The following is a 23,684-nucleotide window of genomic DNA, read 5'->3' as shown; positions in this document are numbered from 1 at the left end:
CGGCGACCGGCCGCGAGCCGCGGCCGGCGAAAAGGCGGGCGGTGCGGGCGACGGACGCGCGGACGCCGCCCTCAGGCGGCGTTGTCCGCCGCCTCGGCGGCTGCGCGCGACCGCTCGACGTACCGGACGGCGATGATCGACACCTCGTAGAGGAGCATCGCAGGGATCGCAAGGGAGATCTGGCTGATCGGATCGGGCGGCGTCAGGATCGCCGCGATGATGAAGGCGACGACGATCGCATACCGGCGCTTCGCCCTCAGATCGGCGGCTGTGAGGAGCCCCGCGCGGCCGAGCAACGTCAGGATCACGGGCGTCTGAAACACCGCTCCAAACGCGAAGATCAGCACCATGACGAGGCCGAGATATTCGCTCACCTTGGGCAGCAGGTAAATGCTGGCCTTGCCGGCGCCGCCGTGCTGCTCCATCGAGACGAAGAACTTCAGCGCAAGCGGCATCACCATGAAATAGACCATGGCGGCGCCGAGGATGAAGAGCAGTGGCGTGGCGATCAGGAACGGCACAAAGGCCTTGCGCTCGTTCTTGTAGAGCCCCGGCGCCACGAACATGTAGATCTGGCTGGCGATGACCGGAAACGCCAGGAACAACGCGCCGAACATGCCGAGCTTCAACTGGGTGAAGAAATATTCCTGCGGCGCCGTGTAAATGAGCTCGATCGGCCGCGTGTTGCCGACGACGTGCTCGTACGGGATGATCAGGATGTTGAAGATGTCGGAGGCGAAATAGAAGCAGACGAGAAAGCAGATCAGAATCGCGACGAGCGACTTGATGAGGCGCGCGCGCAGCTCGATCAGGTGCTCGATGAGGGGGGCACGCGAGGCCTCGATATCGTCTTCGTCCTGCTGGTTCCGGCTCATGCGGTCTGTCCCGTCGGAGAGGCGGCGGTCGCCGCGGCGGCGGGCGATGCGCTCGGGCGAGCGGCATCCGGTTCATGTGCCGAGTCCTGCACCGGCTGCGGCGCGGGTTCGGCGTGAGAGGCGGTCTCGACGGACGGCGCGGCAGTAGCCGTCGACGGCCCCGGCGCCGCCTCGTCGGAATGCACCGAAGGATCCGTGGCGGGATGCTCGGCTGCCGCAGCGAGAGGCTCGCTCGCGAGGGAGGCACTCTCCGGCGCGTGGACGGTCGGAGCCGCCGGCGCATCGGGGTCGGGAACGGGCGCCTCGCCCTTCGGCGGCGTCGGCGCGTCCATCTCCTTGAGCTTGTCGCGCACGTCTTTCAGCGGATCGAGGGCCTTCGCCTCGGCGAGCTGGCGCCGCAGATCCTCGAGCTCCGTCTGGCGCTCCGCCTCGCGGATCGCCTCGTTGAACGTCGCTTGGAATTCGCCCGCCATGCGGCGGATGCGGCCGATCATCTGCCCTGCGGTGCGCAGGGCGCGTGGAAGATCCTTCGGGCCGATGACGACGAGCGCCACGACCACGATGATGAGGATTTCGCTCCAACCGATTTCGAACATGGACGTGCGTCGACCGACCTACCCGCCGTGAGCCGCTAGCGCAGAAGGGTTGCGCGGGTGCCGCCCCTCTTGACGTCGCCATCCATACACCACCGCCCCGCCTCAGCGGAGCGGGCAATGTTTCCCCGATCTTCCCGAAGTGTCAGGACTGGAGAGGACTTGGACGGAATTGCGGCCGTTCAGCCGACGTGGGTGCGATCTTCGGTCTTCTGCGACTGCAGCGTCACGCCGGGCTTATTTTCGATCGGCTTCGGATCGTCGTCGTCGGCGAGCCCCTTCTTGAAGCTCTTGATGCCCTTCGCGACGTCACCCATCAGATCCGAGATCTTCCCGCGGCCGAACAACAGCACCACGACGATCGCGACGATGAGGATATGCCAAATGCTGAGACCCATGACAGGCTTCTCCTCGCGTCCTTGCCAGCCGGATCGTCTGCCTCGATCAGCCTCAGGACTTCCAAACACTCTTCCCGGCGGACCGAGACGCACGTTCCCGCGCGTCCGCCCCGAAGGGTCGCCACCCGGCTGGGCAATATTGCAGAAAGCCCACGGGGTCGCAACGCGAACCGCCGCCTTCGAACCGGCGATTTAGGCCGGCTCGCCTTTGAAGATGTGGCAAGCGTCGGCCGCGATTTCAACGCGGATCGTATCGCCTTCCGCACATCCCGCGCCCGCCGGTGCGCGGATTTCGATGGGATGATCGAAACCGGCGATCTCGACGAGCAGATAATCCACCTCGCCGAGGAAGCGGTGGCGGCGCACCAGCGCCGGGAGACCGCCCGCGGCGGCGATGCGGACGTCGTGGGGACGTACGGCGACGACCGCTGACGCGCCCTCCGCAAGGGACGCCGGGGCGGGCAGGTCTCCGAGGGCGCACACCACCCGGCCCGCCACGACCCGCGCCGGCAACTCGTTGATCTCGGAGAAGAACCGCGCCGCCTTGAGATCGACCGGCCGGCGATAGAGCGCACCGGGCGTGCCGAGCTGGACGAGGCGGCCCTTGCGCATCAGGGCGATGCGGTCGCCGATGCGCATCGCCTCCTCCGGATCGTGGGTGACGACGATCGCGGTCGCCCCGTTCTCCCGCAGCACCGCGAGCGTGTCGTCGCGCACCTGGTCGCGCAGCCGGCGGTCGAGCCCGGAGAACGGCTCGTCGAGCAGGAGCACGCGGGGTTCCGGGGCGAGCGCCCGGGCGAGCGCGACGCGCTGCTGCTCGCCGCCGGAGAGGTTGTGGGGATAGGATTTCGCATAATGCGCGAGCCGCACCCGCTCGAGCGCGCGCATCGCCGTCTCCGTCGCCGGACCGGCGGGGCGCCCGGCGAGCCCGAAGCGCACATTGTCGAGAATCGTCAGGTGCGGAAACAGCGCGTAGTCTTGGAAGACGAGCCCGATGCCCCGCGCCTCCGGCGGCAGCATGCGGTTCGGGCCGGCGACCTCCTCGCCGTCGATAACGACGCGGCCGGCCTTCTGCCGCTCGATGCCGGCAGCGATGCGCAGGAGGGTCGTCTTGCCGCACCCGGACGGCCCCAGCAGGCAGAGGATTTCTCCGCTTTCGACCGACAGGCTGACGTCGTCGACCGCCGCAAGGCCGGTGAAGCTGTGGCTCACCCGCTCGTAAGCGAGGCGCGGCGGGCGATCATGGCGAATCTCGGCAGCAGCGGTCGGCATCGTTTCGGCTTTCGTAGGTTCAGCGCTCGTCGAACAGATCGGGCTCGTGGTCGGCACCGCCCTCCTCCAACGGATCCTCGTCCGCGTCGAGGGCCGATCGATCGTCGGGCGTCACGAAGATCGAGCCGGGCGGCACCATATCGAGCAGGCCGGCGCCTTTGAGTTCCTCGAGCCCCGGCAGATCACCGATCGATTCGAGGCCGAAATGATCGAGGAAGGCGGGTGTGGTGCCGTAGGTCACCGGGCGGCCCGGCGAGCGCCGGCGGCCGCGCATGCGCACCCAGCCGGTCTCCAAGAGGACGTCGAGGGTTCCCTTCGAGGTCGCGACGCCGCGGATCGCCTCGATCTCGGCGCGAGTGACGGGCTGGTGATAGGCGATGATCGCGAGGGTTTCGAGCGCGGCACGGGTGAGGCGCCGGGGCTCGACGGTGTCGCGGCGCAGCAGAAAGCCGAGGTCTTCGGCCGTGCGGAAGGCCCACCCGCCGGCGATGCGGACCAGATTGACGCCATGGCCGGCATAGAGCGCCTGCAATTCGCGCAGGAGACTGGGCACATCGACAGCGGGGGGCATCCGCGCGGCGATCACCTCGGCCGCAAGCGGCTCAGCGCTCGCGAACAGGATCGCCTCGACGATGCGCAGATGCTCGCGGTGGTCCGCGGACGACAGATCGCGCACGTTACCGGAGCCGGGCGGCTCCCCCCGCGGATCTCGTCACTCATCTGCGCTCCCATCCTCCTCGCTCGCCTCGTCGGTCACCTCTCCCGCCGCGCGGGTGCGGATGAAGATCGGCGCGAACGCGGCACTCTGGCGTAGTTCGAGCCCCCCTCCTTCGCAAGCTCCAGGCTCGCCGAGAAGGTGCTCGCCTTCACCGTCGCCCGGTCCTCGGGCGGGACGGCGAACTCGATCAACAGGTCGTCGATCGAGACCCAGCCGGCGGCATGCCCGATCATCCGCTCCAGCGCCGCCCGGGCATCGACCAGCGACCACACCGTGCGCCGCCCGACGCTGACGCGCGAGACCATGGTGCGCTGCTTCTGCGCGGCATAGGCGGAAAGCAGATCATAGAGCGTCGCGATCCAGGCGGTGCGGCGATCGACCAAGATCGGCTCGACCTCGCCGCGGCGGAACACGTCGCGGCCGAGGCGGGCCCGAGCGGCGAGCTTGCCGGCGGCGTCGCGCATCGCCTCGAGCCGCTTCAGGCGGAAGGCGAGTTCGGCGGCGAGCATCTCGCCGCTCGGTTCGTCGTCGCTCTCGACGGCGGGGACCAGGAGGCGCGATTTCAGGTATGCGAGCCAGGCCGCCATCACCAAATAATCGGCGGCGAGTTCGAGCCGCAGCCGGCGCGCTTCGGCGATGAAGGCGAGATATTGCTCGGCGAGCGCGAGGATCGAGATGCGGGCGAGGTCGAGCTTCTGGGAGCGCGCGAGGGCGAGCAGCAGGTCGAGCGGGCCCTCGTAACCCTCGACATCGACGACGAGATCGAACTCGCCCGGCGGCGGCCGCTCGGCGAGCGGCAGGCTCCATTCGTCCCGTCCGCCCGCGTCGGTGCTCACCGCCCTCTCCTCATGCCGTCACCTTATGCCACGAGCGCCCGCTCGCCCGTGAGCGTCTCGCAGAGATCGATCGCGCGGTCGCGATCGAACGGGCTCGGCGCCCTGAGGTGCCCGAGGGCCGCGGCCGCACGGCGGGCCGCCTCGCCTTCGAGCGGCGGCGACGCCGCGGCGACCTCCCGCATCTCGTCGATCTTGCCGTTGCAATGGAGCGCGATATCGCAGCCGGCGGCGAGCGCCCGCGCCGCGCGGTGGCCGAGCGAGCCTTCGAGCGCCTGCATCGAGAGGTCGTCGGAGAGGAGCAGCCCCTGGAAGCCGATCGCGCCGCGCACGATGTCGCCGATCATCATGGCCGAGCAGGTCGCCGGCGCGGTCGGATCGATCGCCTCGAACACCATGTGGGCGGTCATCGCGACGGGCAGGTCGGCGAGCGCGGCGAAGGGGCGAAAATCGACCGCCTCGAGTTCGGCCCGGCTCGCCCGCACGACCGGCAGTGCGAGGTGGGAATCGACTTCGGTCCGCCCGTGACCGGGAATGTGTTTCATCACCGGCAGGACGCCGCCGTCCAAGAGGCCTTCGGCCGCCGCACGGCCGAGGGCGATCACCGTTTCCGGGTCCTCCGCATAAGCGCGGTCGCCGATGACGTCGTGGACGCCGGGCACCGGCACGTCGAGGACGGGCAGGCAATCGACGTTGATGCCGAGGGCGTGGAGATCATCGGCCATCAGCCGCGCGACCAAGCGGGCCGCGAGACGCCCGGCCTCGGGGTCGCGGGCGTGGAGCGCGCCGTAGGTGCGGCCCGCGGGATAACGCCGCCACAGCGGCGGCTTGAGCCGCTGGACACGGCCGCCCTCCTGGTCGATCAGGACAGGCGCGTCGGGACGGCCGAGACACTCGCGAAAGGCGGCGACGAGATCGCGGATCTCGCCCGGATCGCGGCAATTGCGCAGGAACAGGATGGCGCCCCAGGGCTGCTCGTCGCGCAGAAAGGCCCGCTCGTCGGCGGTCAACGCCGTCCCTGCGAAGCCCGTGATGAAGGCTTTGATCATCAGGCGCCCTTCATGGCGGCAAGGGTCTGGCTAGGTCGCGGGCCGGACCATCGGCCCGACCCGTCCTGCCTGCGTGTGGCTCACAAGCCTCAGAGCTTGCTCACGTAGCAGTCGCCGCCGGCGGCCTTGAGCGCGTTGCAGAGCGACGCGGCCTCGGCGGAGGAGCCCGCCGGCACCTTGACCCGATAATAGACGCCCTTCGCCCCGAGATCGACCTGGCGGATCACCGCCGGACGGCCGGCGAGCACCGAGGCGAACCGCCGCTGAAGGCCCGCATAGACCTTCTGCGCATCGGCCTCGGTCTTCTGGCTCGCGACCTGGATGCCGTAGCCGCCCGGTGACGGTGCCGCAGCGGCCGGCGGGGCGGCGGCAGGCGCCGTACCACCGGCGGCACTCGCCAGTGATTGCGGCTCGGACGCCGCAGGCGCGGCAGGTGCTGGCGCAGGCGCGGCGGCAGGCGCCGCCGGTGCCGCGGCCGGTTCGGCCGGAGCGGGCGGCGGGGCCGAGGCCCCGACCGTCGCCTGGGCGGCATCGAACATGTTGCCGCCGTTCGCCGCCGGAGCGGCCTCGGCCGCCTGGGGTGCCGGCTGCGCCGGCGCGGGCGCAACCTGCCCGGCGCGGAGCGGCTTGCGCGGCGGCGCCGGATAGAAATCGTCGTCGGCCGGGGCCGCGGCGGCGTTGCCGCCTTGATCGGCGCCAGGGGCCGCCGGCTGTCCGGACGGCGGGCTCAGGGGCGAGGCTTCGCCGGCCCCGCCGAACGGATCGGACGACGGCGTGCCGGCCGCGTTCTGCGCGGCGGCCTCTGCGACCTGCGACGGGTCCGGGGTGACGATCGTTCCATCCGGACGAACGACGACGGTCCGAACCTTGCGCGGCACCATAGGCTGCCCGTCCGAATCGGCCGACGTCGGCGCATCGCCGACATTCACGCCCGGCAGATCGGCCTTCGATGCGCCCGCGGTCGCCCCGGCGCCCTGCGCCGACTCGGCTGGCGCCGCGGCAGTGTTGAGGTTCTGCCTCGCGGGATCGTTGGTGTTGGCGACGCGATCGTAGAACACCTTGCTTGGATCGTCCGTCGAGGCGTTCTGCTGATCGGTGCTCGGCGGCGCCTCCTTGACCGGGGACGAATCCGCCTTGATTTCGGGCGGCGGCCCGCCCGCGCTGTTGCCGCCGACGAGACCGAGCACCTGATAGGCGCCGACGCCCGCAACCGCCACCACGACGACGGTGGCCAAAATCCAGATGCCGCGCTTCTGACCGCGCCGTCCACCGCGCCCCTTCGGCGCACGGCCGAACGAGTCCTCGTCGTCTTGGCCGGGATCGCTGTCGAGGCCGTCGCCCGCCGGGTCGCGCTCGCTGCGCAGCCACGACAGCGAACCGGCGGCGGCGTTCGCCTCGATGTCGGCCTCCTCGGGCTCCGGACGCTTCGCCGGCTCGATCGGGCGCGTGGCACCGATCGCCGCCGGATCGGGGCCATGGTCGAGATCGAGGTCCAGGCTTCCGAAATCGAAGTCGGGCTCGCGACGCTCCTCGGTCGCGGCCGGCTTCGGATCGTCGATCGGCGGCACCGGCGGGGTGTCGATCACGGTTGGCTTCACCGGCGACGTGCCCGGGCGCAGCGGCGCCTTCTCGAGCAGCGGGATAGGCTCGAACTGCGACTGGTCCTGACGAACGACGGCAGCCGGCTCCGGCTGGCTCAGGCTATTGAGCTTCGCAGCCGGCCCGCGCATTGGGCGGGCGCCGAGAATGAGGGTCGATTCGTCTGTCGCAGGCGGGCGAACATCGGAACCGTGGGTATCCTTGTCGCGCTCAGCCCTGGTCTCGGAAGCCTTCGGGCCGAGCGCCGCACGCAGTTCGCCGCCGAGCGCCTGCTCGAGGTCGGGGTCGAACGTGAAGGCGCCGCGCTTCTGCGGCGACGGGGCTTCCTCGACGGCGGCGGGCGAGAACGGCTCCGCCTCCTCCTCCGGCGCGGGCTCCTCCTCGACGAACGCGCCCGCGGACTCGACAATTTCGGCGGCATCGGCGTCGCTCTCGTCGACGAACTCGTTCGCCGCCTCGGCCGGCTCGGCTTCGTACTCGAACGGCGGCTCGCCGTATGGGCCCGGTTCGTCGAGCGGCTCGGGCTCGTACGCGACGGGCTTCGGCGCATGGGGCGCCGGCGGCTCGCCATCGAACAGGGCGGCCTCGAAATCAAGGGTAAAGCGGTCCTGCGAGAAGCGCGGCGGCGCGACATCGCGGGGCGGCTCGACCGGCGGCACGTCGTGATCGAGGAAGACCTCGTCTTCTTCGCGCAGGGGCTCTTCGTAGGACACCGGTTCCGGCGCGACGGGGGGCTCTTCCGGGGGCGCCACGGGCGCAACGACCGGCGCCATCGGCGGCTCGATCCGCGGCGCCGGCTCGGCACCGCGCGGGGCGACCGGCGTCGCGCGCGAGCGCAGCGGACGGCTCGGAGCGACCTGCTCCTCGGCCGAGCGCAGAAGCTCGCTTTCGAAGGCTTCCGCATCGAACCCGAAGAAGCCGCCGGAGACCGGCGGCGGCTCAACCGCGCGCACGACAGGCTCGGGCGCGGCATGACCGGTCCGGCCGGCCTCGGCCTCGCGCTCGGAGCGGATGCTGTCCGCGACGATTCGGGCGAGCTCGAAGAGCGGATCGTCCTCGGGACCGCCATTGCCGCCGGGCCCGGCGGGGGTGGCGCCCTGCGGGCGGGTGTCGAGGCGCGGAGGCTGGCGGGTGTCGGTCATCTTGAAGAACGCTTCTGCTTGCAGACCCGCGGCGTCAGCGGCGCGGCGAGACCGCGCAGCCGGCCCTGCCGGATCAGCGCATCTCCTCCGGCGCGCTCACGCCGAGCAGTCCGAGGCCACCAGCCAGCACCTGCGCCGTCGCATACACCAGCGCGAGCCTAGCTTGGGTCAACTCTCGATCATGCGCATTAATGAAGCGTAAGTCAGGCTTTTCTTTGCCGCGATTCCAATGGCCGTGCAGCGCACTCGCGAGATCATAGAGATAAAACGCGACGCGATGCGGCTCGTGAGCCTCGGCGGCGGCCTCGATCAGCCGGGGCCATTCGCCGAGCTTGGCGATCAACGCAAGTTCGCCTTCGTCGGCGAGGCGATCGAGCGCGGCGTTCTTGAGCGACACCGAATCAACGGCGAGATCGGCGATCTCCTCCGCCACCTGGCGGAACACCGACGAGCAACGCGCGTGGGCGTACTGCACGTAGAATACCGGATTGTCCCGGGTCTGCTCGGTGACCTTCTGGAAGTCGAAGTCGAGCGGCGCGTCGTTCTTGCGATAGAGCATCATGAAGCGCACCGCGTCGCGGCCCACCTCCTCCACGACGTCGCGCAGGGTCACGAAGTCGCCGGAGCGCTTCGACATGCGCACCGGCTCGCCGGCCCGGAACAGCTTGACGAGCTGGCAGAGCTTCACGTCGAGACCGCCCTCGCCGCGGGTGATCGCCTTCACCGCCGCCTGCATGCGCTTGACGTAGCCGCCGTGGTCGGCGCCGAGCACGTCGATCATCAGGCGGAAGCCGCGCAGATATTTGTCGTAGTGGTAGGCGATGTCGGAGGCGAAATAGGTGTAGGTGCCGTCCGACTTCATCAGGGCGCGATCGACGTCGTCGCCGAAATCGGTCGAGCGGAACAGCGTCTGCTCGCGGTCCTCCCAATCGTCGGGAAGCTGGCCCTTCGGCGGGGCGAGCCGGCCCTCGTAGATCAGGCCACGGGAGCGCAGATCGTCGATCGCCTCGGCGACGCGGTTGCGCCCCTCGGAGACTAGGGCGCGCTCGGACGAGAACACGTCGTGATGCACCGCCAGGAGGTCGAGATCCTCGCGGATCATCACCATCATGGCGTCGATGGTGAAGGCGCGTACGAGCGGCAACCACTCGGCTTCCGGCAGCGCCTTGAGGCTCTCGCCGTGACGTTCGGCAAGCGCGGCACCGACGGGCTTCAGATAATCGCCGGGATAGAGGCCCTCGGGGATCGCGCCCACATCCTCGCCGAGCGCCTCGCGGTAGCGCAGGAACGCGGACCGGGCGAGCACGTCGACCTGCACGCCGGCATCGTTGATGTAATATTCGCGGGTGACGTCGTAGCCGGCAAATGCGAGCAGGCTTGCCAACGCGTCGCCGAACACGGCGCCACGACAATGGCCGACGTGCATCGGCCCGGTCGGGTTCGCCGAGACATATTCGACGTTGATGGGCGCGGCGCCGCCGAGCGTCGAGCGGCCATAATCGCGGCCGGTTTCGACGATCGCCCTGAGCAGATGGGCGAACATATGCCGTTCGAGGCGGATGTTGATGAAGCCCGGGCCGGCCACCTCGACACTCGCCACGTCCGGATCGTCGGCGAGCGCGCCGGCGAGGTCCGCGGCAAGATCACGCGGCTTGCGCCCGGCATCCTTCGACAGAACCATCGCCGCATTGGTCGCGAGGTCGCCGTGGGCGGCCTCCCGCGGGGGCTCCACCACGAAGCGCAGGCGGCCGTCCGCGTTGACCGGGTCGGGAAGCCCGATCCGGATCAGGATGTGGCGGATGCGCTCGGCGAAGTCGGCATAAAGGTTCATGATGTCCGTCTCGTCTGGCGGCGCCATGGGGCGACCGCCGCAGCAAGCCCACCGCGACCGGCCCCCATGGCCCGATCTCCGGCGACGCCGCCTCTTCCAGTCCTGGCACGGCCGCCGAACCCGCCGCCCACGGCGCCGTCCGGAATTCACGCCCAACCCCGCGGGCGCCTAACGCAAATCCGGCGTATCGTCAAACAGACGGCGGTGTTCCTGCAACGCGTAGCGGTCCGTCATGCCGGCGATGTAGTCGCCGACACGCCGGTGGAAGCTCGTCTCGTCGAGGCCGGCGAGGTCCCGGCTCCACGGCGCGGGCAGCGCCTCGGGCACGGCGGTGAACGCCTCGTAGAGCTGCCGCACCACCCGCCCCGCCTCGTGCCGCACGGCGAGCACCTGCGGATGGCGGTACATCCGGCGGAACAGGAAAGCCTTGAGTTCGCTCTCGCGCGGCGCCATCGCCGCAGAGAACCCGACCAGGGCCTCCGGCATCGCACGGATGTCCTCGATCCGCGCGGGAGCGTAGCGGGCGATGCGCGCCCGGGTCTCCGAGACCGCATCCTCGACGAGCGCGCCGACGATGGCACGCACGAGTTCGTGCACGGTGCGCGACCGGTCGAGCCGCGGATGGGCGCGGATTTCGGCGAGAAGCGGAGCAACCAGCGCCACGCCCTCGAGTTCGTCTACGTCGAACAGTCCGGCGCGCACGCCGTCGTCGACGTCGTGGGCATCGTAGGCGATGTCGTCGGCGATGGCCGCGACCTGCGCCTCGGCGCTCGGGTAGGTCGCGAGGTCGAGATCGGTCGCCTCGGCGTGGGTTGCGAGCACATGCGGAAGGCCGCGCGCGGCATAACGCCCGATCGGGGCGCCGGCGGCGTCGATCAGCGGCCCGTTGTGCTTGACAATGCCCTCGAGCGTTTCCCAGCTCAGGTTGAGGCCGTCGAAATCGGCATAGCGCCGCTCGAGCCGCGTCACGATGCGGAGCGACTGGGCGTTGTGGTCGAAGCCGCCGTGCCCCGCGAGGCAGGCGTCGAGCACGTCCTCGCCCTCGTGGCCGAACGGCGTGTGGCCGAGGTCGTGGGCGAGCGCCACCGCCTCGGTCAGGTCCTCGTCGAGGCCGAGGGTGCGGGCGATCGAGCGGGCGATCTGCGCCACTTCGAGGGTGTGGGTCAGGCGTGTGCGGAAGTGATCACCTTCGTGCGAGACGAAGACCTGGGTCTTGTGGGTCAGGCGCCGGAACGCCGTCGAATGGAGAATGCGGTCGCGGTCGCGCTGGAACGGCGTGCGCGAAGCGCTCGGCGGCTCGGGAAGACGGCGCCCGCGCGAGCGGGCGGGATCGGCGGCGAACGGCGCTTTCAGACGAGCCTCCCGTATGCGGCGGCGAGCGGTTCTCGCGCCGGGTGGCATTTGACCCGGAGCGCGCTCGTTCTTAACTATGGCGCACGCATCGTGACAACCCGGCGCCATCGCGAGGCCGGGTGGAAGGCAGCGGCTCATGACCACCATCGACACGATTTCCGTTTCGCTCACCGACAGCGCGGCGAAGCGGATCGCCAAGATCCTCGCCTCGGAGCCCGGCTCGACGGCGCTCCGGATCAGCGTCGAAGGCGGCGGCTGCTCGGGCTTCCAATACAAGTACGATCTCGTCGCGGCACGCGAGGCCGACGATCTGATCCTCGAGCGGGCCGGCGCCACGGTGCTGATCGATCCCGTCTCTCTGCAATATCTCGAAGGCTCGCAGATCGATTTCGTCGACGACCTGATCGGCCAATCGTTCCAGATCCGCAATCCGAACGCCGCCTCCTCCTGCGGCTGCGGCGTGAGCTTCGCGATCTGATGGGCGATCCGGCCGAAGGCGATCTCTTCCCGTCCGTTTCGCGCGCCGCCACGGTTGCGCCCGTTCCCCTCGACGCCGCCGGTGCCACACCGGGGCTGTTCGAACCGACGGAGCATGTCCGCATCGCGACCTGGAACATCAACGGCATCAAGGCGCGGATCGAGATCCTGTGCGGCTGGCTCGCGGAGGCGCAGCCCGACGTCGTCTGCCTCCAAGAGATCAAGTCGGTCGACGAGGGCTTTCCGCGCGAGCCGATCGAGCGGCTCGGCTACAATGTCGAGACCCACGGGCAGAAGGGCTTCAACGGCGTCGCGATCCTGTCGCGCCGGCCGTTCGAGGTGGTGCGCCGCGGCCTGCCGGGCGACGACAACGACGTCCAGGCCCGCTATATCGAGGCGCTCGTCCCGCTCGGCGCGGGGATCGTCCGGGTTGCGAACCTCTATCTGCCGAACGGCAATCCGATCGGCACCGAGAAATTCCCCTACAAGCTCGCCTGGATGGAGCGCCTGACCGCCCATGTGCGCGGCCTCCTCGCCCTCGAGGAGCCGCTCGTCGTGCTCGGCGACTTCAACGTCATCCCCGAGCCGAAGGACGCCAAGCGGCCGGAAGCCTGGGTCAACGACGCGCTGTTCCAGCCGGTGACGCGAGCCCATTTCCGGGCGCTCGGCCATCTCGGCCTCGTCGATGCCGTGCGGGCCGTGACCGACGAGGGCGGCCGCTACACCTTCTGGGATTATCAGGCCGGCGCCTTCCAGAAGAACGAGGGCATCCGCATCGACCACGCCCTCCTCTCGGCGGAAGCCGCCGACCGCTTGCAGGCGGTGGAGATCGTCAAGGCGGTCCGGGCGCTCGAAAAGCCGTCCGACCACGTGCCCGTCGTCGTCACCCTGGCGGCGAATCCGCCGAGCGAATGGGCGAAGCGGCCGGCCTGAGGCGCCGACGGGCGGCCCCAGAGTCCCGCTGCGCCGCCCGGGCAGATCGCGTTGTCGGGAAATCGGCATCTCCGCTCTCTTCCCCCCGCCGGGGAAAGGTGCCGCGAAGGGGCGGATGAGGGGCTTTTTTACGCGCCAAGTCCGCAAGCGCGGAGGGGCTGAGAAGGCCCCTCATCCGGCGCTCCGCGCCACCTTCTCCCCGCAAGCGGGGCGAAGGGAAGGTGAGCACGCAGCGGAAGCTTGAGATGAAGGGCGAACGGGCCGCGTGGCCGTCCGCCCTCCCCGCCCTCAGGCGCGCTGCTTCACGGCGTAGCCCATGTTCGACTTCTTGCCGACGTCCTTGAGGATCTCGCGGGCCGCGTTGTAGCCCGGGATGCCCGAGACGCCGCCGCCCGGATGGGTCGACGCGCCGCAGATATAGAGGCCCTTCAGGGGTGTGCGGTAATCGGCATAGTGCGCGATCGGACGCTGGAAGAAGAGCTGATCGAGCGACAATTCACCGTGGAAGATCTGCCCGTTCGGGATGTTGATGATCTCCTCGATGTCGGGGGCGATGAGGAACTGGTCGCCGATGATGTCGTTGGAGAAGCCCGGCGCGAAGCGGTCGACGACACCGAGAACCTTCTTGCGGAAGTTCTCCTTCTCGACCTTCCAGTCGCCGCCCTTCAGCGTGTACGGCGCATGACCACCGAACAGGTTGACGACGTGCTTGCCAGGAGGCGCCAGGGTGTCGTCGACGATGGTCGGCACGATCGGCGAGACGAACGGGTTCTCCGAATACCAGCCGTACTTGGCTTCGTCGTAGGCCTTCTCGAGATAATCGATGTCCGGCGCCAGATGGACATAGGTCGGATAGGACCAATTGCCCAGCGCCCCGTCCGCCAACGCCTTCGGCAGGCAGCGATATTGCGGCGGCCGCTCGCAAGCGATGTTCATTTTGAAGGCGGTCGAGAAGGTCCGGTATTCCTCGACTTCGCGCACCACCTCGGCGGGCAGGTTCTGCCGCCCGACGAGGTCGAGATAGAGCACCTTGGCGTTGGCGTTCGAGATGATGAGGTCCGAATCGTATTCGTCGCCGGACTTGGTGACGACGCCGGTGACGCGGCCGTTCACCGTCTTCACCTTGGCGATCGGCGCGCCGGTCTTGATCTCGGCGCCATATTCGCGGCCCGAGGCGGCGAGCGCCTGGGTGATGGAACCCATGCCGCCCTTCACGAAGCCCCAGCCGCCGGCACCGGCGAGCTCACCCATCACGTGGTGCAGGATGACGTAGGCCGAGCCCGGGGACTTCGGGCCGCCGAAGGTGCCGATCGAGGCGTAGTAGGCGAGCACGGCCTTGATGCGGTCGTCCTCGAACCATTCCGACAGATAATCGTAGGCCGACATCGTCATGATGTCGTAGAGTCTGAAGAACTTGCCGCCGTATTTGCGGTTGCGCATGGCGAAGCCGGCGAGCTCCTTCACCGTCTTGAAGTCGCGCTTGGTGGGATCGAACGGGGTTTCCCACAGGAGCTTGCGGAACACGTTCGCCACGTCGTTCAGGTAGCGGTCGAACTCCGGATAGATCGCGGCATCGTGAGCGTTGAAGCGGGCGAAGCTCTGCTGCGTCTTCTTCACATCGTCGGAGAACACGATGTAGTCGCCATCGTCGAGCGGCGACAGCATGTCGGACGACGGCATCACCGTGAGCCCGTGCTTCTTGAGCTCCAAGTCGGCCTGGATGCGCGGATGCAGGATGCTCATCAGGTAGGAGAAGATCGAGGCGCGGAAGCCTGGGTGAATCTCCTCGGTGACGGCCGCGCCGCCGATCACGTCGCGCCGTTCGAGCACCAGCGGCTTGAGACCGTGGCGAGCCAGATAGGCGGCGCACACCAGGCCGTTGTGACCGGCTCCGATGATGATGGCATCATAACGCTTCGACATGAGGGGCTCCGAACTGGCAGGATCTTATGGTTCTCGCGAGGGATGCGGCCGGACAGAACGACCGCGCCGCGCGGCGTTGCTTTGTCGCCCGCGCGGGATTAGCTCTTGACGCGCAGACGAAATCGGCTGCGCCATAATGAAATCGACCGACTTTGACGGGAGCGCCAGAATGGCGTCGATGCGGAACGCGCCGGACGACGAGGCGGGCGGAGCGGGCTCGGGCCAGAGCCACGGGCCCGAGGGCGACAGCGTCGAGCTGCGCCGCAGCGGCCACGCGCCCCACCACGCCACCGTGCGCGACGACGAGTCGTGGGAGCCGGCGGCACTCGCAGACAGCGGGTCCGCCGACGATCCGGTCGCCTCGCTCGGGCCGCAGATCCGTGGCTTGCGCCGGGCGAACGGCCTCACCATCGCCGATCTCGCGAAACGCGCCCAGATGTCGGTCGGTCACCTGTCCCAGGTCGAGCGCGGCCTCTCCACGCCGACGATCCGCCAATTGCAGGACCTCGCCACCGCGATGGGCGTGCGCATCGGCTGGTTCTTCCAGGAGGACGCCCCGCTCGCCGTCGAAGACAACGTCGTCGTGCGCGCCGACCGTCGCAAGGCGATGCATCTCGAAGGGCTCGGGGTCACGGATTATCTGCTGGTGCCGCATCTCGAGGGCCGGCTGGAACTTCTGTTGTGCGTGTTCGAGCCGGGCGGCGGCTCCGGCGCCGAGCCCTACAGCCACGACGGCGAAGAGTGCGGCGTCGTCATCGCCGGCCGTCTGGAGCTCTGGGTCAATCACCGCCGCTACCTCCTCGAGGAAGGCGACAGCTTCGCCTTTCCGAGCACCCAGCCGCACCGCTATCGAAATCCCGGCGACAGCGAGACCCGGGTCATCTGGGCGATCACGCCGCCGACCTATTGAGGCGGGCGGCCGCGCCGACCGTCCCCTCAGCCGGGGCGCCTGCCGCGGAAGACACCGAGCGTCCGTCCGGCGGCCGCCGCGGGCCGGAAAATGCACGAGCGTCCGGCACGGCGGCGGGGGTGGGGAAACGCCTTGGCCGCGCCGAACGCTCGCTGAGCGGAAGCCTGATCCGTTCGAACCGTAACGGTCCTCGGAGGCCGGAGAAGGCTCCGCCGCTTGCCGTAGCTCACTTGGCCGCCGTTCGAATGTGCCGACCGTGGCCGGCACATTCGACTCGGACGATCACTCCGCGGCGATGCGCAGCGGATCGCCGGACCCAGCCATCGCGTCGCGATACATCTCCTGGAAGCCGAACACCGCCTGCTCCTGCTTGGGCGAAAGCGGCCCGCGCTGGTAGATGCCGGCGTTGAGGTTGCGCTGGACGCCGAGGACGATGTCGAGGTCCTCGCTGACGATCTGCGCCGACCAATCGGCCGCTTCCTGGTTCTCCTTCGCCTTCCCCGGCGAAACGTCCTGGAAGAAATACCAGTTGATGTGCCGCACGCGGCCGGGGCCGAGCGGCTCGATCGTGGCGATCGACGAACCCCAATCGTAGAGGTTCAGCATCAGGAACGGGAAGCGGTAGAAATAGAGCCCGCGGGTGAAGCCGCCTTCCCGCTTCGGCGCATGAAGGTGGAAGAACCACTCATTCTGGTAGGTGTCGATCCGGTATTGATCGACGTCGAGCGACTCGCACAGGCCCGGATGCATGATCCGGCAGTGATAGCACTCGAGATAGTTCTCGCCGTACGCCTTCCAATCGACGTCGACGTCGCGATTCTTGCAGGTGAAATATTTCTGCGTGTCGAGCGGGTAGTCGGCCGCCATGGTGTCGATCGGACCGAGCCAGGACTTGAGGTCCTGACCGCCGCGCTCGATGCGCACGAAGATGAGGCCGCGCCATTCCTCGACGTCGACCTCGTAGAGGCTCCACTCGTCCGGATCGAAAGCCGGGCCGCCCTCCCCGAACTCGGTCGCCTTGATGAGGCGGCCCGAGCGGCTGAAGGCCCAGGCGTGATAGGGGCAGGAGACGACCTTGCCGCAATGTCCCTCTTCCTTGGAGATGAGCTGCGCGCCGCGGTGACGGCAGACATTGTGGAAGCCGCGCACCTTGCCGTCGTCGCCGCGGATCACGAAGATCGGATAGCCGGCGGAGACGCCGGAGACATAATCGCCCGGCTCGCGGACGCGCTCCGACCAGGAGAACAGCGACCAGTTGCGGGCGAAGATCTGTTTGCGCTCGCGCTCATAGAGCGCCGGGTCGCGGTAGGCCGACGCCGGCAGCGTCCATTGGATGCCGTTGGTGTTGAACGGTTGGGTCATGTGCGCGCCCCTCTCAGGCGTTCCGGAAATCCGCCGCCCCTCTCCTGACGACGGTGTTTATGCCGTGCGTTTCTGCCGACGCCTCGGGCCCTCAAAACTTCGAACGGAAGGCCCGCGACCGGAAACGACCGATCTTTTCATTTCATCATCATGAAATAGCTCTGCAGCTTTTGCAAGAGCAGGTCCAAAGTGGAGGGACGCTTTGGCGAGGATCACCGCGAAAAGCGGCGCGCACCCTGGTGTTCAGGCACGGCCGGGGGCGCTCAGACGAACGGATCACATTCTGTGACGTGAACGGCGCCTGGCGCGGGACGGCGGGCGGGTGGACCCACTCGCGCGTCCGGAGACGGCCGCAGCGGCGCGCGGCCGCCTTCAGATCGCCGATAATTTCACGAGGATGAAACTTCGAGCGATGCCGGCCCGCGTTTGCGCCCGCCATGAATGGCGGGCACGGCAACCGCGAGGTCCGCGGCTGCGCCGAGCATGAGGCCGGCAAAGCCTTCCGTATGGGCGGCGGTCCATTGCGCGGCGATCGGCGTTTCGGCATCGGCGACCGCGAGGGCCGGCACCCGCGCGGCGGCGGCCGCGATCACCACCGTCGCGCGGGCGAGCCGCACGGCCGGTGCCGCCGGGTCGAGGCCGGCCTCGGCCGCGAAGGTGATGGCATCGAACACGATGGCCGCGAGGCGGTGGCTGGCGCCGGGCAGCGAGCCGATGCCGAAATAGCCGCGCGGCGAATCGACGACCGCGACGAGCCGCGTCGCATGATCGGCGAGGCCGCACTGGGCCTCGTGAACGGCGAGCTTGGCGGCGAGATGCTGGACGTCCATGCCGGAGGAGACGTCCGGGAGCACGATGGCGTCCGGCCGATGCGGCATCACCACGTCGAGGTCGCCGTCGACGGTGCCGCTCGCGAGGCCGCGCACGCGAACGAACCGCGCGGGCCCGGCGAGCCGACCCGACCCGAGCGCGGCGAAGCGGGCGATGCCCTGCTCCCGATCGGCCGTCGTCGGCGCGTTGAGATCGAGCACGAGGGCATCCGCGCCGCTGCTGCGCGCCGCGTCCCACGCGGCACCGGAGGCCGGCACCAGAACCAGTGACCGCATTCGACGCTCGACCTTCGCCACGGCGACGCCCCATCGCTTCCGGCGCCTTGCGGCGCACATCCCGTCAAGACTTGTTCCGCCAAGACTTTGGCGGCCAAGCGCGACGGTTTCGTGAAGTCGGTGACACCGTCGATCTGCGGCGGGCCGTCCGCTCAGACCTCCTCTACGATCGGCGTTTCCGCTTCGATGAGCCGTTTGGCCGCCGTCCGCGCCGATCCGGGATGGCCTTTGGCGATCGCCGCGGCGAGAGCGCGGTAGAGCTTGGCGCCCTCCACGAGATCGTCCGGCACCACGGCCAGCAGTTCGAACGAGCGCCCGAGCGAGGCCGCGATCTCGTTGCCGGAGGCCTCCAGCAAACGACGATGGAACAGGCGCGCCGCCGCCTCGCGGGCGTCGCCGTCGCCGTTCGCCCGCTCGAGGCGATCCACCGCGTCGTCAAGCGCGCCGCGCACGGCCGATCCCGCGCGGCTCGCCGCGAGCGCGGCCATCTCCGGCAGAACGGCGGCCCGGACTTCGGCGATCTCTTCGAGAAGATCGATCGCGTTGTCGGCTTCCTCGACGCTCCAATTCAAGATGTCCGGGTCAAGCAACGTCCACGACGTGCGCGGAAGCACCACCGTGCCGACCCGCCGCGTGGTCTTCAAAAGCCCCTTCCCGGCCAAGATCTTGACCGCCTCGCGGAGAATGTTGCGCCCGACGCCCAGCGCCATGCAAATCTCCGCTTCGATCGGCAACGTATCCCCGGGCTTGTAATCGCCCTTGACGATCGCCGATCCAATTGTTGCCGCCGTGCGATGAGCAAGGCTGTTCGTAGCGCCTGCCTTCAGCCCCTCATCCTCAGCGGCCGGACGTGCCCCCACTCCCGCCATCTACGTCTCTCCGTTAAAGCCAGCCCCCGTCGACGACGAACGTCTGGCTGGTGATCATCTTTGCATCATTCGAGGCCAGAAACATCACGATTCCCGTGACATCTTCCGGGTGGACCCATCCCACGAGCGATTGTCCTTGCGAAATCTCGCGCTCCGCTTCCGGCGTGAGCCACTTTTCCACTTGCCGTGCGGTACGGACGGCGCCTGGCAGCACGCAATTCACGCGAATTCCCTTCGGACCGAGTTCCCGGGCGAGCCCCCGCGTCAGCCCCTCGATCCCCGCTTTCGCGGTGACGTAGGCGGACATGCCGCCCATGCCGAGCCGCCAGGCGATCGAGCTCATGTTGACGATGCTGCCGCCGCGCGCGGCGAGCGCCGGCACAGCCGCCTGGGTGCAGAAGAAATGATGGTCGAGATTGACCGCGAGGAGATCGCGCCAGAGCTTGGGCGTCACGTCCTCGATGGCGTGGCGTTCGTCGTAGCCCGCATTGTTGACGAGGACGGAGAGGCCCCCGAGTTCCGAGATCAGATCGGCCATCAAGTCCGGCACGCCGTCGGCGTGCTTGAGGTCGAAAATCCGATAGATCGGACGATAGGCAGCGTCAGAGAGGCGCTCTGCGAGCTTGGCGCTGCCGTCCGGGTCGATGTCGACGAAGGCCACCTTGGCGCCTTGGCGAGCGAAGGCTTCGACAAACGCCGCCCCGATTCCTCCGCCGCCGCCCGTCACGATGACCGGCGCGTCCGCAAGGCCGGCATAAACCGACGTCGTAATGCTCGTCTGCGCCCCCATGGCCTCCCTCAGACACGATGCTCCATCAATATGCTAGTGCATCTTGCTCGCATCGGAATGCCTCGGGTGAGAAAATCTTTGGGCGCGTCCGCGTTGACCCCGATTTTCTTGTCGATGATGGCGCGGGAAAAGGCCGAAGAGCCCATCAATGACGGCGAGCGCTTCGGCCCATGCAGGCCCCTTCCCCGCTCAGGCGTAGCGGGCGAAGGCGAGATCGCGCGCGTCGATGTCCGGCGTCCGACCCGAGATCTGGTCCGCCAGCACGCGAGCCGAGCCGCACGACATGGTCCAGCCGAGCGTGCCGTGCCCCGTGTTGAGAGAGAGATTCGGGTAGCGGGTCGGCCCGACGATCGGCGGGCCATCCGGCGTCATCGGCCGCAGCCCGGTCCAGAATGTCGCCTGGGAGAGGTCGCCGGCACCGGGGAAGAGATCGCCGACCGAATGCTCCAGCGTCGCCCGCCGCCCTGCGCGCAGCGTCGTCGAATAGCCAGACAATTCCGCCGTGCCGCCGACGCGGATGCGGTCGCCGAGGCGGGTGATGGCAATCTTGTAGGTCTCGTCCATCACCGTCGATTCCGGTGCCCGCTCCGGCTTCACGATCGGCACGGTGATCGAATAGCCCTTGACCGGATAGACCGGCACCGGAATCCCGATCGGGCGCAGCAGGAAGGGCGAGTGCGGGCCGAGCGCCACAACATAATGGTCGGCGGTCAGGATGTCCTTGTCGGTCTCGATCCCGGTGATCCGCCCGCCGTCGGCGAGGATCTGCTTCACAGGCGTGTCGAAGCGGAAGGTGACGCCGAGCGCGCCGGCGAGCGCGGCGAGCTTGCCGGTGAACATCTGGCAATCGCCGGTCTCGTCGTTGGGCAGGCGCAGACCGCCGACGAATTTCTCGCGCACGGCGGCGAGGCCCGGCTCCGGCTTGGTGCAGCCGTCGCGATCGAGCACCTCGTAGGGTACGCCGTAGCGGTCGAGCACCTTGAGGTCCTCGCCGATGCCGTCGAGCTGCTTCTGGGTGCGGAACAGTTGCAGGGTTCCCTGCGCCCGGTCGTCGTAGGTGATGCCGGTGTCGGCGCGCAGCGCCTTGAAGCAATCGCGGCTATATTCCGCAATGCCGACCATGCGGGATTTGTTGAGCTCGTAGCGCGCGTGGGTGCAGTTGCGCAGCATGCGGGCGATCCAGACCCACATCCACGGATCCGGCGTCGGATAGACGGCGAGCGGCCCATATTTCATCAAGAGCCAGTGGAACGCCTTCTTCGGGATGCTCGGCCCCGCCCACGGCGAGGAATAACCGGGCGAGATCTCGCCGGCATTGGCGAAGCTCGTCTCGAGCGCCACGCCCGGCTGACGGTCGATCACCTCGACCTGGTGCCCGGCCTTGGCGAGATAATAGGCCGTCGTCACGCCGACGACGCCGCCGCCCAACACGACGACTTTCATGGATGAGCACTCCGGAGCGAACGAGCGGGCCGTGACCGGACCGCCTCAAGACAGCGAAAGGGGCGACCGATGCCGATCAGGCATCGACATAGATACGATGGAAACGGGTGCCGAGATTGGTGAGGATCTCGTAGCCGATCGTCGCGGCGTCCACGGCGACCTCTTCGACGGAGCGGTGCGGCCCGATCAGCTCCACCGGTGTGCCGTCGGCGATCTCGCCGGGGATGGCACTCACGTCGATCGTCGCCGAATCCATGGAAATCCGGCCGATGAAGGGGGCCGCGTGCGCGCCGATGAAGGCAGCGCCGCGATTGCCGAGGTGCCGGATCCAGCCGTCCGCGTAACCAACGGAAATTGCCGCGATCCTCATCGGCCGCTCGGCGATGTAGGTGTGGCCGTAGCCGACGCCCGTCCCCGGCCCGATCTCGCGGACCTGGACGACGCGGGCTTCGAGACGCACCACCGGCTCGACCGGGCTCGGCACGCCCGACACCGGCGAGACGCCGTAGAGCGCGACGCCCGGGCGCACCAGATCGAAATGATAATCCGGCCCGAGCAGGATGCCCGGCGAGGCCGCGAAGCTCGCCGGAGCGGCCGGCAGCAGGCGGCGGCGCACCTCGAACGCCTCGAGCTGAGCGCGGTTCGCCGGGTGGGACGGCTCGTCGGCGCAGGCGAGATGGCTCATCACATAGTGCACGTCGATGCCGGCGAGGCGCTCGGGCTCGGCCGCGAGCCGCTCGATCTCCTCCGGCGGCAGGCCGAGGCGCGACATGCCGGAATCGATCTGGACGATGGCGGGCAGCCGCCGCCCTTCCCGCTTCGCCAAGGCGGCCCAGCGCTCGATCTGGCCGAGATTGTTGAGGACCGGCGTCGCGCCGGCCGCGAGGCATTCGGCCTCGGCACCGGGCATCACACCGTGCAGCACATAGATGGCGCAGGCGGCCGGAAGCAGCGGACGGATCGCCTCCGCCTCACCGAGATGGGCGACGAAGAAATGGCGGCACCCGGCGTCCGCGAGCATCGGGGCGATGCGCGCAGCACCGAGCCCGTAGCTGTCGGCCTTCACGACGGCGGAGCACACCGTGCCCGGCTTCAGCCGCGCGGCGAGCGCACGATAGTTGCGCCGGATGGCCGCGAGATCGATCGTAAGCGTGGCGCCGGCGGCGGCCGCCGAAGAGGTCACAGGGCCGAGGCCCGGCGCGATCGCGGACTGAAAAACCATCGGGTGCCTCACCACAATGCAGCGCTGACCCCACGCGCGGTCAGCATGACGCAAACTCGGTGCCAACGACAGAGGTCCGCGCCGAAGGCGGCCCTCACACGCCTGGAAAGCGCCTCCTCAGGCACCCTGGCGATCGTCCGAGTGAAGCACAAGGATCGTCGATTTTCTTTGCATTCTCCGCAACAAAGTGCGGTCCTTGAGGGATATCCGCACGATCGTTGACAGATCACGGAAGGACGTTGCGTGACCGCGCCGCTCGATTCCATCGATGCCAAGATCGTCCGCCTGCTGCGCACCGACGGGCGGCTGCCGAACGCCAAGCTGGCCGAGGCGGTGGGCCTGTCGCCGTCGGCCTGCCTGCGCCGCTTGCGGGCGCTCGAAGAGAGCGGCGTGATTCGCGGCTATGTCGCCATCATCGAGGAATCCCCGGCCGCGGAGGTCACGGTGGCGATCGTCCACATCACGCTCGAACGGCAGACGGAGGACTTCCTGAGCCGCTTCGAAACGGCGGTGCGGAAGATTCCCGAGGTGTGCGAATGCTATCTGATGACCGGTCTCGCAGACTATGTGCTGCGGGTCGAGACGCACGGCGTCGCCGACTATGAGCGGGTCCACAAGGAGCAGCTCGCGCGGCTTCCCGGCGTCGCCCGCATCCAATCGAGCTTCGCCATCCGCACGGTGGTCCGGCAGACCGTCCGCGCCCTGCCCGGCCGCGCCGCCAAGCCGTGAGCCACACGGAGAGGTCGGCCCTATCCCTGGAAGCCGCGAAGATGAATTCGCGGACATCTACCCGCTTTGGGTATCGGGCCCGCTGGACGGTGGCAGAGAGGCGGATATTCTCCCCTTCATCGGACTGCCGCTGGGCCACCAAGCATCTCGAGAGACTTCCGGCCCGAAACGACATACCGATACCGCTTGAAGCCTGGCCTCGCGCCATCCTTTATCGGGTCGACCCTGCGGAAGACGAAGGCGATGCGGTGTCCCTG

General features: G+C 68.6%; 20 protein-coding genes and 1 pseudogene. 4 read left to right on the top strand and 17 right to left on the bottom strand.

Translation table 11 applies throughout. The features are described from left to right. Positions 1–71: 71 nt before the first annotated feature. From tatC to F0357_RS17660, 10 genes and pseudogenes are all read right to left on the bottom strand, one after another. Positions 72–875: a twin-arginine translocase subunit TatC gene (gene tatC, locus F0357_RS17705; RefSeq protein ID WP_153485189.1), complete on the bottom strand. Its 804-nt coding sequence runs from the start codon at positions 873–875 to the stop codon at positions 72–74. Continuing rightward, the gene (tatB, locus tag F0357_RS24665) at positions 872–1,471 is read right to left on the bottom strand and encodes a Sec-independent protein translocase protein TatB (protein ID WP_153485187.1); all 600 of its coding nucleotides are present in this window, start codon (positions 1,469–1,471) and stop codon (positions 872–874) included. Before tatB ends, tatC begins: the two co-directional genes overlap by 4 nt. Positions 1,472–1,650: 179 nt before the next feature. Further along, positions 1,651–1,866, bottom strand: coding sequence for a twin-arginine translocase TatA/TatE family subunit (locus F0357_RS17695; RefSeq protein WP_153485185.1), 216 nt, complete (start codon positions 1,864–1,866; stop codon positions 1,651–1,653). 192 nt (positions 1,867–2,058) lie between these two features. Continuing rightward, on the bottom strand, positions 2,059–3,138 hold the full coding sequence (locus F0357_RS17690; protein ID WP_153485183.1) for an ABC transporter ATP-binding protein: 1,080 nt from the start codon (positions 3,136–3,138) through the stop codon (positions 2,059–2,061). A 19-nt stretch (positions 3,139–3,157) separates the two neighbouring features. Then, entirely contained in the window at positions 3,158–3,805 is a 648-nt protein-coding gene (gene scpB / locus F0357_RS17685) for an SMC-Scp complex subunit ScpB (RefSeq protein WP_153487275.1), read from the bottom strand. 45 nt (positions 3,806–3,850) lie between these two features. Then, positions 3,851–4,656: pseudogene (locus F0357_RS17680) on the bottom strand (segregation and condensation protein A). A gap of 59 nt (positions 4,657–4,715) precedes the next feature. After that, positions 4,716–5,741 (bottom strand): beta-N-acetylhexosaminidase, encoded by a 1,026-nt coding sequence (gene nagZ, locus F0357_RS17675; protein WP_153485181.1) that lies wholly within the window; start codon positions 5,739–5,741, stop codon positions 4,716–4,718. Between the two features lie 86 nt (positions 5,742–5,827). Continuing rightward, positions 5,828–8,479: an SPOR domain-containing protein gene (locus F0357_RS17670; protein ID WP_153485179.1), complete on the bottom strand. Its 2,652-nt coding sequence runs from the start codon at positions 8,477–8,479 to the stop codon at positions 5,828–5,830. 73 nt (positions 8,480–8,552) lie between these two features. Then, positions 8,553–10,310: an arginine--tRNA ligase gene (gene argS / locus F0357_RS17665; protein WP_153485177.1), complete on the bottom strand. Its 1,758-nt coding sequence runs from the start codon at positions 10,308–10,310 to the stop codon at positions 8,553–8,555. Between the two features lie 168 nt (positions 10,311–10,478). Beyond that, entirely contained in the window at positions 10,479–11,711 is a 1,233-nt protein-coding gene (locus tag F0357_RS17660; RefSeq protein ID WP_153485175.1) for a deoxyguanosinetriphosphate triphosphohydrolase, read from the bottom strand. An 88-nt stretch (positions 11,712–11,799) separates the two neighbouring features. Between F0357_RS17660 and erpA the strand changes: the two genes are divergently transcribed. Both erpA and xth read left to right on the top strand, forming a co-directional pair. Next, the gene (erpA, locus tag F0357_RS17655) at positions 11,800–12,141 is read left to right on the top strand and encodes an iron-sulfur cluster insertion protein ErpA (RefSeq protein WP_153485172.1); all 342 of its coding nucleotides are present in this window, start codon (positions 11,800–11,802) and stop codon (positions 12,139–12,141) included. Then, positions 12,141–13,073 carry an exodeoxyribonuclease III gene (gene xth, locus F0357_RS17650; protein WP_153485169.1) on the top strand — a complete coding sequence of 311 codons (933 nt, stop codon included), beginning with the start codon at positions 12,141–12,143 and terminating at the stop codon, positions 13,071–13,073. Before erpA ends, xth begins: the two co-directional genes overlap by 1 nt. 288 nt (positions 13,074–13,361) lie before the next feature. Here xth and F0357_RS17645 read toward each other — a convergent pair whose 3' ends face one another. Beyond that, positions 13,362–14,996, bottom strand: a complete 1,635-nt coding sequence (locus tag F0357_RS17645; RefSeq protein ID WP_153485161.1) for a phytoene desaturase family protein — start codon at positions 14,994–14,996, stop codon at positions 13,362–13,364. Between the two features lie 169 nt (positions 14,997–15,165). On the opposite strand from F0357_RS17645, the gene F0357_RS17640 reads away from it, so the two are divergent. After that, a complete protein-coding gene (locus F0357_RS17640; protein ID WP_208948405.1) occupies positions 15,166–15,906 on the top strand; it encodes a cupin domain-containing protein in 741 nt (246 codons plus the stop codon). 282 nt (positions 15,907–16,188) lie between these two features. On the opposite strand, the gene F0357_RS17635 is transcribed toward F0357_RS17640, so the two are convergent. The 6 genes from F0357_RS17635 to alr all read right to left on the bottom strand — a co-directional run bounded on the left by F0357_RS17635 (position 16,189) and on the right by alr (position 22,698). Then, the gene (locus tag F0357_RS17635; protein ID WP_153485157.1) at positions 16,189–17,268 is read right to left on the bottom strand and encodes an aromatic ring-hydroxylating oxygenase subunit alpha; all 1,080 of its coding nucleotides are present in this window, start codon (positions 17,266–17,268) and stop codon (positions 16,189–16,191) included. A 389-nt stretch (positions 17,269–17,657) separates the two neighbouring features. Beyond that, entirely contained in the window at positions 17,658–18,374 is a 717-nt protein-coding gene (locus tag F0357_RS17630) for an aldolase/citrate lyase family protein (RefSeq protein WP_208948404.1), read from the bottom strand. Positions 18,375–18,526: 152 nt separating this feature from the next. Continuing rightward, entirely contained in the window at positions 18,527–19,243 is a 717-nt protein-coding gene (locus F0357_RS17625; RefSeq protein ID WP_153485149.1) for a FadR/GntR family transcriptional regulator, read from the bottom strand. 13 nt (positions 19,244–19,256) lie between these two features. Next, positions 19,257–20,033 (bottom strand): SDR family NAD(P)-dependent oxidoreductase, encoded by a 777-nt coding sequence (locus tag F0357_RS17620; protein WP_153485145.1) that lies wholly within the window; start codon positions 20,031–20,033, stop codon positions 19,257–19,259. A gap of 189 nt (positions 20,034–20,222) precedes the next feature. Next, on the bottom strand, positions 20,223–21,476 hold the full coding sequence (locus F0357_RS17615) for a D-amino acid dehydrogenase (RefSeq protein ID WP_153485141.1): 1,254 nt from the start codon (positions 21,474–21,476) through the stop codon (positions 20,223–20,225). 76 nt (positions 21,477–21,552) lie between these two features. Beyond that, positions 21,553–22,698, bottom strand: coding sequence for an alanine racemase (gene alr, locus F0357_RS17610; RefSeq protein WP_153485138.1), 1,146 nt, complete (start codon positions 22,696–22,698; stop codon positions 21,553–21,555). A gap of 243 nt (positions 22,699–22,941) precedes the next feature. Between alr and F0357_RS17605 the strand changes: the two genes are divergently transcribed. Beyond that, positions 22,942–23,427 (top strand): Lrp/AsnC family transcriptional regulator, encoded by a 486-nt coding sequence (locus F0357_RS17605; RefSeq protein ID WP_312861648.1) that lies wholly within the window; start codon positions 22,942–22,944, stop codon positions 23,425–23,427. Positions 23,428–23,684: the final 257 nt, after the last annotated feature.

It is taken from the genome of Segnochrobactrum spirostomi, from assembly GCF_009600605.1.
In the GTDB taxonomy this organism is placed as follows: Bacteria; Pseudomonadota; Alphaproteobacteria; order Rhizobiales; family Segnochrobactraceae; genus Segnochrobactrum; species Segnochrobactrum spirostomi.
This window is presented reverse-complemented; position numbering and strand designations above follow the sequence as displayed.

Excerpts from the sequence above, each read along its gene's own strand:
- F0357_RS17640 (WP_208948405.1), top strand. The coding sequence starts at position 15,166 with ATGGCGTCGATGCGGAACGCGCCGGACGACGAGGCGGGCGGAGCGGGC.
- F0357_RS17690 (WP_153485183.1), bottom strand. The coding sequence starts at position 3,138 with ATGCCGACCGCTGCTGCCGAGATTCGCCATGATCGCCCGCCGCGCCTC.
- F0357_RS17660 (WP_153485175.1), bottom strand. The coding sequence starts at position 11,711 with ATGCCACCCGGCGCGAGAACCGCTCGCCGCCGCATACGGGAGGCTCGT.
- argS (WP_153485177.1), bottom strand. The coding sequence starts at position 10,310 with ATGAACCTTTATGCCGACTTCGCCGAGCGCATCCGCCACATCCTGATC.
- F0357_RS17630 (WP_208948404.1), bottom strand. The coding sequence starts at position 18,374 with ATGCGGTCACTGGTTCTGGTGCCGGCCTCCGGTGCCGCGTGGGACGCG.
- alr (WP_153485138.1), bottom strand. The coding sequence starts at position 22,698 with ATGGTTTTTCAGTCCGCGATCGCGCCGGGCCTCGGCCCTGTGACCTCT.
- F0357_RS17625 (WP_153485149.1), bottom strand. The coding sequence starts at position 19,243 with ATGGCGGGAGTGGGGGCACGTCCGGCCGCTGAGGATGAGGGGCTGAAG.
- tatB (WP_153485187.1), bottom strand. The coding sequence starts at position 1,471 with ATGTTCGAAATCGGTTGGAGCGAAATCCTCATCATCGTGGTCGTGGCG.
- F0357_RS17635 (WP_153485157.1), bottom strand. The coding sequence starts at position 17,268 with ATGACCCAACCGTTCAACACCAACGGCATCCAATGGACGCTGCCGGCG.
- F0357_RS17620 (WP_153485145.1), bottom strand. The coding sequence starts at position 20,033 with ATGGGGGCGCAGACGAGCATTACGACGTCGGTTTATGCCGGCCTTGCG.
- F0357_RS17645 (WP_153485161.1), bottom strand. The coding sequence starts at position 14,996 with ATGTCGAAGCGTTATGATGCCATCATCATCGGAGCCGGTCACAACGGC.
- F0357_RS17670 (WP_153485179.1), bottom strand. The coding sequence starts at position 8,479 with ATGACCGACACCCGCCAGCCTCCGCGCCTCGACACCCGCCCGCAGGGC.
- F0357_RS17695 (WP_153485185.1), bottom strand. The coding sequence starts at position 1,866 with ATGGGTCTCAGCATTTGGCATATCCTCATCGTCGCGATCGTCGTGGTG.
- xth (WP_153485169.1), top strand. The coding sequence starts at position 12,141 with ATGGGCGATCCGGCCGAAGGCGATCTCTTCCCGTCCGTTTCGCGCGCC.
- F0357_RS17615 (WP_153485141.1), bottom strand. The coding sequence starts at position 21,476 with ATGAAAGTCGTCGTGTTGGGCGGCGGCGTCGTCGGCGTGACGACGGCC.
- tatC (WP_153485189.1), bottom strand. The coding sequence starts at position 875 with ATGAGCCGGAACCAGCAGGACGAAGACGATATCGAGGCCTCGCGTGCC.
- erpA (WP_153485172.1), top strand. The coding sequence starts at position 11,800 with ATGACCACCATCGACACGATTTCCGTTTCGCTCACCGACAGCGCGGCG.